Source organism: Sanyastnella coralliicola (genome assembly GCF_030845195.1).
Lineage (GTDB): Bacteria > Bacteroidota > Bacteroidia > Flavobacteriales_D > Sanyastnellaceae > Sanyastnella > Sanyastnella coralliicola.
The window spans coordinates 1,205,184-1,217,235 of sequence record NZ_CP132543.1; the positions used below are offsets into that span (position 1 = coordinate 1,205,184).

At 46.0% G+C, this 12,052-nt stretch carries 10 protein-coding genes; 2 read left to right on the forward strand and 8 right to left on the reverse strand.

Annotated elements, in window-relative coordinates:
• Positions 1-158: 158 nt before the first annotated feature.
• The 3 genes from rplS to RA156_RS05085 form a co-directional block, all read right to left on the reverse strand.
• Entirely contained in the window at positions 159-512 is a 354-nt protein-coding gene (gene rplS / locus RA156_RS05075) for a 50S ribosomal protein L19 (protein WP_350339795.1), read from the reverse strand.
• A 154-nt stretch (positions 513-666) separates the two neighbouring features.
• The gene (gene trmD, locus RA156_RS05080; protein ID WP_306643381.1) at positions 667-1,347 is read right to left on the reverse strand and encodes a tRNA (guanosine(37)-N1)-methyltransferase TrmD; all 681 of its coding nucleotides are present in this window, start codon (positions 1,345-1,347) and stop codon (positions 667-669) included.
• Positions 1,347-2,330, reverse strand: coding sequence for a potassium channel beta subunit family protein (locus RA156_RS05085; protein WP_306643383.1), 984 nt, complete (start codon positions 2,328-2,330; stop codon positions 1,347-1,349). Before RA156_RS05085 ends, trmD begins: the two co-directional genes overlap by 1 nt.
• Before the next feature lie 462 nt (positions 2,331-2,792).
• On the opposite strand from RA156_RS05085, the gene RA156_RS05090 reads away from it, so the two are divergent.
• Both RA156_RS05090 and RA156_RS05095 read left to right on the forward strand, forming a co-directional pair.
• A complete protein-coding gene (locus RA156_RS05090; protein ID WP_306643384.1) occupies positions 2,793-4,121 on the forward strand; it encodes a T9SS type A sorting domain-containing protein in 1,329 nt (442 codons plus the stop codon).
• Positions 4,118-5,611 (forward strand): T9SS type A sorting domain-containing protein, encoded by a 1,494-nt coding sequence (locus RA156_RS05095; RefSeq protein ID WP_306643386.1) that lies wholly within the window; start codon positions 4,118-4,120, stop codon positions 5,609-5,611. The genes RA156_RS05090 and RA156_RS05095 overlap by 4 nt, the downstream gene beginning before the upstream one ends.
• Here the strand turns inward: RA156_RS05095 and RA156_RS05100 are convergent.
• The 5 genes from RA156_RS05100 to RA156_RS05120 all read right to left on the reverse strand — a co-directional run bounded on the left by RA156_RS05100 (position 5,608) and on the right by RA156_RS05120 (position 12,003).
• On the reverse strand, positions 5,608-5,934 hold the full coding sequence (locus RA156_RS05100) for a hypothetical protein (protein WP_306643388.1): 327 nt from the start codon (positions 5,932-5,934) through the stop codon (positions 5,608-5,610). The two genes, RA156_RS05095 and RA156_RS05100, sit on opposite strands and share 4 nt — an antisense overlap.
• Positions 5,935-6,110: 176 nt before the next feature.
• Complete coding sequence (locus RA156_RS05105) at positions 6,111-8,327, reverse strand: S46 family peptidase (protein WP_306643390.1); 2,217 nt, start codon at positions 8,325-8,327, stop codon at positions 6,111-6,113.
• 151 nt (positions 8,328-8,478) lie between these two features.
• On the reverse strand, positions 8,479-9,009 hold the full coding sequence (locus RA156_RS05110) for a DUF6438 domain-containing protein (RefSeq protein WP_306643392.1): 531 nt from the start codon (positions 9,007-9,009) through the stop codon (positions 8,479-8,481).
• Positions 9,006-10,901: a membrane protein insertase YidC gene (gene yidC, locus RA156_RS05115; protein ID WP_306643394.1), complete on the reverse strand. Its 1,896-nt coding sequence runs from the start codon at positions 10,899-10,901 to the stop codon at positions 9,006-9,008. The genes RA156_RS05110 and yidC overlap by 4 nt, the downstream gene beginning before the upstream one ends.
• A gap of 268 nt (positions 10,902-11,169) precedes the next feature.
• Positions 11,170-12,003 carry an SDR family oxidoreductase gene (locus RA156_RS05120; RefSeq protein ID WP_306643396.1) on the reverse strand — a complete coding sequence of 278 codons (834 nt, stop codon included), beginning with the start codon at positions 12,001-12,003 and terminating at the stop codon, positions 11,170-11,172.
• Positions 12,004-12,052: the final 49 nt, after the last annotated feature.

Below are 12,052 nucleotides of genomic sequence, written 5' to 3' on the forward strand. Positions count from 1 at the left end.
CGTGGTGCGTAGTTCGTGGTACGTAGTTCGTGGTGCGTAGTTCGTAGTTCGTAGTAAATTGTCCCAACGGACGCCGGACGCCGGACGCCGGACGCCGGACGCCGGAAATAAAAAAGCCCCACCATCCGGCAGGGCTTTCTTCAACAGTGTTGAATATCTTATTTGAAGGTTTTCTTCTCCTTGATACGAGCTGCCTTACCAGTAAGACCGCGTAGGTAGAAGATACGAGCACGACGTACACGTCCGCGCTTGTTCACCTTGATTTCTTCAATGAATGGAGATGCAAGAGGGAAGATACGCTCAACTCCAACTCCGTTAGTAATCTTACGGATAGTGAAAGTCTCAGTCGTACCAGATCCACGACGCTGGATAACAACTCCTTGGAACTGCTGAACACGCTCTTTGTTCCCTTCCTTGATCTTGTAGCTAACAGTTAGAGTATCACCTGCGTTGAACTCAGGCCATTCCTTCATCTCAACAAGTTTGTTAGCGATTTCCTTAATCTTATCCATGACAGTGTCTGTGGTTACTTTGCAAAATGGGGTGCAATATTACGAATTCTCATTGAAATAGCTGTAGTTTCTGTGTGATTTTTTCGTCAGCCACATAGATTTCTTTTTGATCACTATTTCAGTTGTTGCAGTTGTTTAAATAACAGCAACTTATCTATTTATCCTCCAGTAGGTCTGGACGACGTTCCATTGTACGTTTTACGGCTTGATCATGACGCCAATCGTCAATGGCTTTCAGATTACCGCTTCTCAGGATATCCGGAACAGTCCAACCTTTGTATTCCGCTGGTCTTGTGTAAACAGGTGGGGCCAATAAATTATCCTGGAAAGAGTCGCTCAAGGCACTCGTTTCGTCGTTCAGAACGCCAGGTAGCAAACGTATGATACTGTCTGCGAGTACAGCCGCTCCTAATTCACCTCCACTCAGAACATAATCGCCAATGGAAATTTCGCGTGTTACCAGGTGATCACGCACGCGTTGATCTACACCCTTGTAATGTCCACACAGAATCATGATGTTCTTTTTCATCGACAGTTCGTTGGCGATCTGTTGATTCAGCGTTTCACCATCAGGTGTCATGTAGATGACCTCATCGTACTCACGGGCTTCCTTCAACTCCTCCATGCAGTCATCAATTGGCTGAATGGTCATCACCATCCCAGCACCGCCACCAAAGGCGTAGTCGTCTACTTTTTGGTGTTTGTCTTTCGACCACTTTCGGATGTCATGAATACCCACTTCTACCAAGCCTTTCTCGATGGCTCGTTTGAGAATGCTGTCTGCAAAAGGGCTTTCCAGCAGTCGAGGAAGAAGTGTCAAAATATCAATGCGCATTAGTACTGCGGATGCTTTGGTTTGTTGTCGAGAATTCCTTCGATCATTTCCATGATCTCATCGGTCAGCAAAGGTACCACGTCAAATGCTTTCAGGTTCTCCACCAACTGGTACTCCTTAGAGGCACCTAAAATCGCTGTAGATACATTTGGGTTCTTCAATACCCACGCAATCGCTAACAATGGGAGAGAGGTTCCAAGCTCGTTCGCAAGGTCACCTAAGCGAGATACCTTATTGAGATTCTCTTCTGTGACCATCGCTTCTGCCAACCAATCTAGTTCCTTTCGCTTCAGGCGAACGTCAGCCTCTGGTCCTGCATTGTACTTTCCAGTCAGAATACCACTGCACAAAGGACTCCAGATCGTCGTTCCCAATCCTACAGTTTTGTAGATCTGATCGAACTCTACTTCTACTTTACGGCGAACAAGCATGTTGTATTGCGGCTGCTCCATTGTAGGGCCAATCAAGTTGTATTGGCGTGCTACCATATGTGCTTCCATGATCTCTTGAGCAGACCATTCTGAGGTTCCCCAGTACAAGATTTTCCCTTGTTGAATCAAGTTGTGCATCGTCCAAACGGTCTCCTCAATTGGAGTCTGCTTATCAGGACGGTGACAGAAGTACAAGTCGAGGTAGTCAGTGCGCAAGCGCTTCAACGCCTGTTCACAAGCCTCAACCACGTGTTTGCGATGCAATCCACGTTGCGTTGGAAGCTTTCCACCAGCTCCAAAGAATACCTTCGACGAAATGCAGTAAGAATCACGTGACCAGTTCTTCTTCGAAAGAATCTCACCCATTACTTCTTCGCTCTTCCCAGCTGCATAAACCTCGGCATTGTCAAAGAAATTCACGCCAGCATCGTAAGCGATATCCATCAAACGATCAGAAATCCCATCTTCAATCTGATTCCCGAACGTAATCCAACTTCCAAAACTCAACGCAGACACTTGAAGTCCACTTTTTCCTAGTCTTCTGTATTCCATGGCGCAAATCTAAGAGAAAAGCACCTTTTTGTTTAGGCTTTAGGCGTAGGGCTTAGGGTTTAAGTGGGGATCTTCGTAGAGGGATAGCATGATTAGTCCGCCTTCGGCGGTTAGCATGTTTAGCTTCTAGAGATTGGTTGTTAGTTCTTGGTTGTTAGTTCTTGGTTGTTAGTTCTTGGTTGTTAGTTCTTGGTTGTTAGTTCTTGGTTGTTAGTTCTTGGTTGTTAGTTCTTGGTTCTTAGTTATGGATTATCGTTTCAGGACCCTAGACTCTCGACTAATTAATCGAAAATCTATAATCGATAAGCTATAACTACGGGTCGTTTAATGAATACAACGGTCGATTGTTCTCGGCTTCTGTGGCCGGTTCTCGATCGATTTAGACCATTGATTTTCGTTTATAGATTCAAGATTAAACCATTCCGCGCTAGCGAAGTCAAACCCGAAACACCTATTCGAATCATGCGACTAACACTTACGATCATTGCGCTATTGGGCGCGAGTTTTGCTTATTCTCAAGCAGAAATTACCTCTTGGATTTTGACTGACGGGTCTACTGGTCAGTATTATAATGACAATGGAAACCTCATTGATAGTGGGGTGGAAGTGGATATTCAACTTGTTCAGTATTCAGATGACAATGTCTATGTGACTTGTGAAGGGATGCCGAGTTATCCAATTGGGCCATATCCTGATGGTAATCCAGCGCAAGCAGGAGGGCACGGTTACTTGTTTCGCATTCCTCGAAATCCGGTGCAGGAAGAGGGGAATTTGACTTCGCCTGGGTTGGGGCACATTGGTGTGTTGATTAACGGAGTTCCTATTTACAATGCGGAAGATGCGATGTCGTATAACAACCAAGGCATTTGGCACCAAGATGCGATCTACTTTGAAAACGACGGATTCGATTGTTCGAAGGGGCATCCGGCGCCAGATATGCAAGACATCAACAACGGCTATTACCACCATCACCAGAATCCGGTAACTTTTGATTCAGCTACGGATGTGATCTCGAATATTTGCGATGACTACCCAAGTGATGCATTGTATGAGATGGATCCAAATACGCATTCACCGCTGATTGGGTTTGCCTTTGATGGATTCCCGATCTACGGCTCTTTTGGCTACGATGATACCGAAGGACAAGGTGCGATTGTACGCATTGAAAGTAGTTACCAACTGCGTGATATCACCGAGCGTACCACATTGGCTGATGGGACAACCTTAAATGCCAATCAATATGGCCCAGCCATCAACAATACTTTCCCTTTAGGAGCATATATAGAAGACTACGAGTTTGTAGAAGGATCAGGACATCTCGATATCCACAACGGACGTTGGTGTGTTACCCCTGAATACCCTGAAGGTACTTACGCGTATTTCGCGACGATAGGAGAGGATTGGAATTCAGCATACCCATATTTTATTGGTCCTACTTACTACGGTGAAGTCGCAACAGACAATTTTGCTGTGATGGGGCCGAACGGTAGTCCAACAGACGTTGATATCAACGAAGATGTTGAAACATGGGACGGAACAATTAGCGTGGCTGAGTTGACTTCATTCGGAGTGACTATCTATCCGAATCCAGCTTCAACGGTTGTCATGATTGATAGCGAAGCGCAATTCACTTCTGTTCGGATCACTGATCTTCAAGGAAGAGTCGTGATGAGCTCAGGCGTTCTTCAGCAGCAATTTGACGTGTCTGTGCTCCCTTCCGGGTGGTATGTTGTGAACCTTGATATGACGAATGGGGCGATGATCAGCGAAAAACTCTTGATCCGTCGATGAGGAATCTCACGACCATATTGATTCTATTCTGCGCCTTTCATGTGAATTCGCAGTGGGTGTTGGATGAAGCCTATGGAAGTTTTGGCCATGCACATATCAATGAAGCATGGTTTGAGTTGCCAGTGGCCCTCATCAGTTCTGCAGAGCATGAAATGGTCGTGTCTCAATGGATTCACGAAGAGAATTACTTCGAATCAGAAATTGGTATCACGCTCCTGGATCATGACGGAAATGTAGTGGATGCGTTTCCGGTTACACATGAATCTTATGACCACGTGATTCCGCGAGAAGTTGAAATACTTGCCGGTGAAAAGGTATTGGTCATCGGTGAGTGTTTTGACCTCGATGTTCCCAATCAAATTGAGCCTTTTGCTGTGATGCTTACGAATACAGGTGAGGTGGTCACAGCATACGCTAATCAAGGTTGGATGACAACAGAATTCCTGGGAATCGATGAGGCGTTCAACGGCTTGCATGCCACTGATGAACAGGTGGTTTTGGCAGGCTTTAGCCTCGACTCCAATTACATCCATCGGGAGACGCCGGTCTTAATGTTACTTGATTCAGAGGGCTTTCCAGAGGAGTCGTTTGGGACGCATGGTAAGATTGCACTCGATTTCTCAGACAACACGGTTAACGACACCATTCGTCATGAGAACGGTGGTTTCTTCGCTGATGCATTGTTGACTGATGATCGTATCTACGCTGTTGGTGCATATAACAATAGTCTCTATTACACCTGTCTCATCGCTGCTTTTGATTACCACGGACAATTAGATCTTACATTCTCAGATGATGGAATCTTCACTATTGACTATATCCCCTACGCGAACAACTGGTTTAACGCTGTGCACCTCGCTCCCAATGGGGAGTTGATTTGCAACGTCTTCTCAGAAGGAGAAACGGACGGGAGCCTTTCGTTCCTGCGAATAGGTACTGAAGGGTCTATTGCGGGTGTTACTGAGTTTAACGCTAGCGCGGAATTGATCTTCGAAGACATGACGAAGCTTTCCTCAGGCGAATGGGCTGTGACAGCCCGTTGTTTAGCCGGAGAGGAGAATGCTTACAATAGCGATCAATTAAGTCTGTTCATCATAGACCCAGCCTTTGAAGAAGAGGTCTACAGCGTTCAACTGGAAGACAATATGACTACCCTCACAGGAATGGAACTTACCGAAGGACAAAACGGAGAACTCTACGTCTGTGCCTACGCCGAAGGCGCGATGACAGATGAGTTTCTTTACCGTTTCGAATACATGGTGGGGATGAATGAAATCAATCCATCGTTTAACCTCTATCCCAACCCTGCGAGTACATCCTTCACAATTGAGGGCAGGGACCAATACAGCGTATACAACACTGCAGGACAGTTAATCGAACAAATCTCCGCCCAAGGGGCAGTTGTTACTGTAGATTGTTCACGATACCCTGATGGAGTCTACTTCGTCCATTCAAATGAAGGCGGATGTCAAAAACTAATCGTCCGCTAGTTATTGGATACAGCAATGAGTCCACGGATCAATTGAATACCGCCGAATACAATGGCACCCCAAAAAACGTAGCCAAAGTCTGCGATGGTAGCGATCAAACCACCAATACACCACACGGAGCCCCAGAGAATGTCTTTCTGACCTTCTTTCTTTTGGGCTTCAACAAAAGGAGCGGTTCTTTCTTGCACAAGTGCCCGTGCGGCTTCACGGTCCATACCTTGTTCAACGAGAATATCAACGGTTTCACTCGGAGTTCTTCTTCCCTCGAGCATGTCTGATAAGGCAATATCAATCTGTTCTTGACTGTGGTTCAGTTCAGCCATGAGTGAGTTTATTTTCAGTTTAGCGACCCCAACATAATACATATTTGTTGTCCCAAGTAGAACGCTAGGGTAGTTTTCGACGATTGACTTCCCATATTCCGGGTTTAGGGGGATGAAGACATAAAAAAAGAGCCTGAGTGTTCACCCAGGCTCTTTTCAATATGACGAGAACGTGCTTAGTTCTGCATTTCCATTTCAGGAGCTACTTCAGTTGATTCTTCAACTGGCTTTGGCATTGTCTTCACGAAATCAATCTCTTCGATCAAGTTCGAAGCACCAGCCAACTTGTCGATACAGAACATCACGTAGCGAATGTCTACTGAAATTGTACGCTGTAGTTCAGGCTCGAACGCGATATCTCCGCTCATCGCTTCCCAGTTACCGTCGAAAGCAAGACCGATCAAGTCTCCATTTCCATTGATTACTGGAGATCCAGAGTTACCACCTGTAATGTCATTGTTTGAGATGAAACAAACCACAAGGTCACCGTTGTCATTCGCCCAACGACCGAAGTCTTCTGCTTCGATCAAACGAGACAATTCAGCAGGAACAACGAACTCAGGGTTCGAAGGATCACGCTTCTGTAGGATACCATCTGTAGTAGTGATGAAATCGTAGTGTACAGCATCCGCAGGGTAGTAGTCACCTACTGTTCCGTATGTCAGACGCATTGTAGAGTTTGCATCTGGGTAGTACGCTTGGTTGCTGTTCATCTTACGTAGTCCGTCAACGAATAGGCGGTAACCTTTGTCAAACTTCTCTTGAGCTGGGTTTGCAAATGTTCCACGGTAAGCTTCGATCATTGAGTTCCCTAGCATGATTGCAAGGTCTTTGTCGTAAGCTTTCTTCATCTTCTTTGCTGGAAGTTGCATGAACGCGTTCAAGCTGCTTTCGCTAGCCAAGAAGCTCGTAGAGTAAAGCGTCTCAACAAAGCGATCAATGTCTCCCTTGAACTTACTGTCAATGTATTCGAAGATGCTTGGTAAGTACTGCTTGTCAACGTTCTCTTTATACATCTTAAGTGTATTGCGAAGAAGATCGCGGTCAGTAGCCAAGTCGTAATCCTTGAAGAATCCTTCAGAAGTACCTGCGAATGACCCCATGATCTGCTTACGCGTCTCCATGTCATCTTCTGCCATAGCCGCACCGTAGATACGGTTGAAGCGGAAGGCAAACAATGTAATGTCAGCACCAATGATACCCGCTTCTAGCGCGTATACATTCGACTTGATCATTGGATCTGAAGATTTATAGAAGTCTTCAATCATTCCAAGTGCCTCGCCGTATTTCTTCTGGCGATCAGCATCTTTTGCCACCCATGCAGCGAATTCACTTTCAATCTGCTGTTTCTTACCGTATACATTCAAACGCTTCAGACCTTTAGTTTGTCCGATGTAGTACTTCCAGTAGTTCGCAGTGCTTGCGTACTTAGAAGCGTACTGAATGCGAACAGCTTTGTCAGCGTCCATGTGCTCCTTCATGGTTTTCAGCTTCACGTCACGAACCTCTACTACAGTTGGGTTGTAAAGGTTAATCGCTTGCTCAACTCCCCATGATGAAAGGTAACGGTCAGTAGACCCAGGGTAACCCATGATCATAGTAAAGTCTCCAGGTGCTACACCATCAAGAGAAACGTTCAAGTGACGTTTTGGAGTGTAAGGAACGTTGTTATCTGCGAAGTCTGCAGGGTTGTTGTCTTTGTCAGCGTAGATACGAAGTAGAGAGAAGTCTCCTGTGTGACGTGGCCACATCCAGTTATCTGTATCTCCACCAAACTTACCAACGCTTTCTGGTGGTGCACCTACAAGACGAACATCGCGGTAAGTGTTGTAAACGAATAGGTAGTATTCGTTTCCGTAGAAGAATCCTTTTACTTGAGCGTTATAGTCTGTTCCTTCAGTGGCTTCAGCTGCAATTGCACGTGTCATCTCACCGATTTTCGCTTCACGCTCGCTTTCGCTCATATCGTCATTGACACCTTCGAGAACTCGTGATGTTACGTCTTCGATACGCACCAAAAAGCTCACTTCGAAATCATCGATGTGCATCTCTTGGTCTTTGCTCATTGCCCAGAATCCGTCTGTTAGGTAGTCGTTTTCTTTAGAGCTGAAGCTTTGGATTGCTCCGTAAGCACAGTGGTGGTTCGTAAGAACAAGTCCTTGATCAGAGATTACCTCAGCTGTACACATACCTCCGTTCAACATTACGATCGCGTCTTTAAGACTCGCTTTGTTGATGTCGTAGATATCTTCTGCACTCAGGTTAAGCCCCATGTTTTTCATTTCGGCTTCATTGATCTTCTTCAGCATATGAAGAAGCCACATTCCTTCGTCTGCCTTTGCCATTACAGAGGCACCCAGAAGGATAGTCATCATCAAGATCAGTTTTCTCATGTTATCTAGTTTGAATCCGCTAGGGCGGAGTAAGTTCTAAGTAATCTAATTCGGGATAGTAAAAGTAGCGTTTCTTCTTTCGCCTAAACGGCGGAATGGGATGAGCATCCGTTGTCCGTGTCAAGCGGTCATTGACCTAGACATTCGGTGCTTATTGATTGCTCCCGTCCTTTGACCAGTCAATCTTCACAATCAACGAATCAATCGCATTGTACAACTCGCGAAGGTCTGGACCTTGGTAACGGTTATTTACCCGCTTATCGCCAATCTGTGTGATGGTGGCAGGCAAATCTGTCACCATAGGTTGGTCATAGGTAGTTTGAAGCGTATCATAACCGAGCTTTTCCGCGATAGCGAAAACTTCAGCGAATAACTCAGTATTAGCCTCTGCCTTATACTTGCCAATCATGTCAACGAAGTTGCGTCCTTCATAGAAACACATTCCGTTGTCAAGGGCTTCAAAAGTGAAGGTCGGACATGTGCCAAAGCAAGCCGTACGTTCGTAGTAAATCGCTGTCTTAGGCTCTACTGTTTCCGGAATTTCAACTGAATCAACTTGAACAGGAGTCGGAGGAGGTGGTGGCGGAGGAGGTGTTTCTGCCAAATCATCCTTTGCTTTACAACCAGCAATTCCAGCACTAATGATTAGTACTAGGAAGACGTATCCGATCACAGTTCTCATTTCTTCTTGTTTTTCTTAGCGTTCTCTTGCTGAAGTTTTTGCATCTCTTCCAGACGTTGCTGGAAGTTCGACTTTTTCTTCGGTGTCGCCTTGTTCTTTTCGATCTTCTCGCGAATCTTATCCTCGTCGATCAAGTAGTTCTTGATCAATACCATTTGACCAATTGACAACAAGTTAGAACAGAAGTAGTAGAAGCTCAATCCCGCTGCGAACTTGTTGAAGAATACGAGCATGAACAACGGGAAGATGTTCATGATCACCTTCATATTCGGCATACCCGGTTGCTGTGCATTCGGCATATTGGCCGAACTCAAACGAGTGTAGAAGAAGGTAGAAACCGCCATCATTACTGTGAATCCAGATACGTGGTTTCCGTAGTAAGTAGACACAACAGGAATGTGTTGGCTCCAAGAAATAATCGCATCATACGCTCCAAGGTCGTCCGCCCATAAGAAGCTCACACCACGAAGATCAATGTTCGCAGGGAAGAAGCGGAACATCGCATAGAGAATAGGAAGCTGCAACAACATCGGTAAACACCCCGCAAATGGGTTGACTCCCGTCTCTCGATACAGCGCCATAGTAGCTTGTTGCTTAGCCATGGCGTCATCCTTGTGCTTTTCGTTGATCTGCTCAATCTCTGGACGAAGTACACGCATCTTTGCAGATGACATGAAGTTCTTCCATGTAATAGGAGAGAGCAATAGTTTGATCATAATCGTGATCACCAAGATGGCAATGCCGATACTGCTAATGAAGCTTGTCAACCAGTTGAATACTGGAAGAATCAACCATCGGTTTACCCATCCGAAGATGAACCAGCCGTAGTCAATAATGCGATCAAACTCCTCTACTTGGTGGCTTTTTAGTTCGTTCAGCTCATTCGGACCGAAATAGAATTCTAGTGACTGTACACTATTCGCAGAAGCCAGCATTGGCATTGGCAGCTTCGCGTCGTAGAACATGTTTACCGTAGTATCCTCGTCTGCTGTAGGAGGGTTAGATTTGATGTCTGCACCTGCGGCAAAACCTTCGCGATTAATCACCGCTGCACTGAAGTAGTTTTGTTTAAACGCCATCCAGTTCAGCTCACGCTCAAGCACTTCGTCGTCTTCGCGCCCATCTCCAAGATAGTCGCGGCCTTGTCCCATTTCTCGGAAATAAATCGCACTGTGCTGGCGCTCCCATGCAATTCCTTTCTCGTTGTGCTTACCTGCAGTAGACCAGTTGAACTGACCGGTCGGTAGATCAAGAGTTTGGTCAAGCCCGATGGCCTGCATCTGAAGATTTACAATGTAAGCATCCGTATTCAGCTCGTAAATGTAGTCTAGGTACTTGCTAGGGTCGTTCGTCTGCAGGCGCATAACAACACGCTGTGAACTGTCTGTCTTCTCTTCACTTACTTTAGTGAAGTAGAGATCGGACAGATTCATTTTCCCTTTTCCACGGTACTCGAACCACATATCCATCTGGTTCTTTTCTGCGTGCCAAAGCTCAATGTTTTCCTTTTCCCAGAATGACTGGAATTGCTCCAGTTCAGCGCTGTAGAACAGACCACCTTTGGAGTTGATTGCCACCTTCACTTTCTCATTCTGCATGAACGTAAGCTCTTCCGATCCTTGCGCAGATGGTGAGAAAATTCCCCATCGAGAGGCGTTCTCAGCTGCAATGCGCACAGCACGTGCGCTATCGGTTTCTTGAGCCACGTTCGCTGCAGGTGCGAGTGATCCAGGATCGTCTCCCGCAGACGTATTCATATCTACCTGGCTGCTGTCGGTAGTCTGTGTGGTTTCTGTTTGGGGTTTTGGCTCTTCATCAGGAGTGAAGAAGTAAGTGTATCCAACGAAGAATAACACCATCAATAACAACCCGGTAACCGTATTCCTATCCATTTACAAATCTTAGGGGGGCAAAGATATATCTTCTCATGGCATCTACCGCATGGGGATGTGGTTATTGGTTGGCGGTGGACGGTAGACGGTTGACTGTTGACGGTAGACGGTGGACGGTGGACTGTTGACGGTAGACGGTACTTAGTGCACCGTGGACTGTGGACCGTGGACCGGAGGCTTCTGAATATACTTCTGATTTCAGCATTTAGACTTTCGTCCACGAACCACGAACCACGAACCACGAACCACGTCCTACCGTCCACTCGCCTTATACAGTCTCATTCACAGGGAACATACTCTTCATCATACCGAAGAATTCCGGGTCAGACATTGAGTAGCGCGCTCCTAGGAGTTGGTCTGCATCTGCACCGGCTTGGTAGCGTAGCGTGTCTGAACCGTCTGTTGCCGCATTCCAGATGACATCGGCAATGAGGTCTGGATGGCTCATGTTTTCTGGGTTCATTGCATTCTCGTAAGACTTCATCATTCCACCAACAAAGGCGTTGTATTCAGTAAGCTCCTCGTTGTGTTGGAAGTCAAGTGAACGGGAACCAAAGTCTGTGGCAACACCACCAGGCTCAACGATTTTTACTTTAACTCCTACCGGTGCTAACTCATAATGAAGAGACTCGCTAAAGCCCTCTACAGCAAACTTAGTGCTGTGGTATAGAGGCATCAGTGGGAAGGTCATACGACCACCGATTGAGGAGATGTTTATGATCGTTCCGTCGTGGTTCCCTCTAAAGTGTGGGAGAATAGAACGTGTTACATCGAAGAGGCCAATGACATTGGTATTGAACTGACGAGCAACGGCTTCTTTAGAAGCTGACTCGAAGGTTCCCATAAGTCCGTAACCTGCATTGTTAAGAACCACATCGATCTTTCCAAACTTCTGGATGCCTGCGTTAATCGCGCTATCGATGCTTTGTTGGTCAAGAACGTCTAGTTGTTCAACAATGACATTTTCTAGCGCAGCAAGATCAGCGCCTTTTTCTGGTGTGCGCATAGTAGCGATTACGTTCCAGCCTTCCTTTTGAAATTTTAGGGCGGAGTGACGTCCGATTCCTGTGCTTGCTCCGGTAATTAGAATTGTCTTTTTCATGGGGTGAGATTTATTTCGTTTTTAATTCTTACTCCAAAGTTCATCCAAA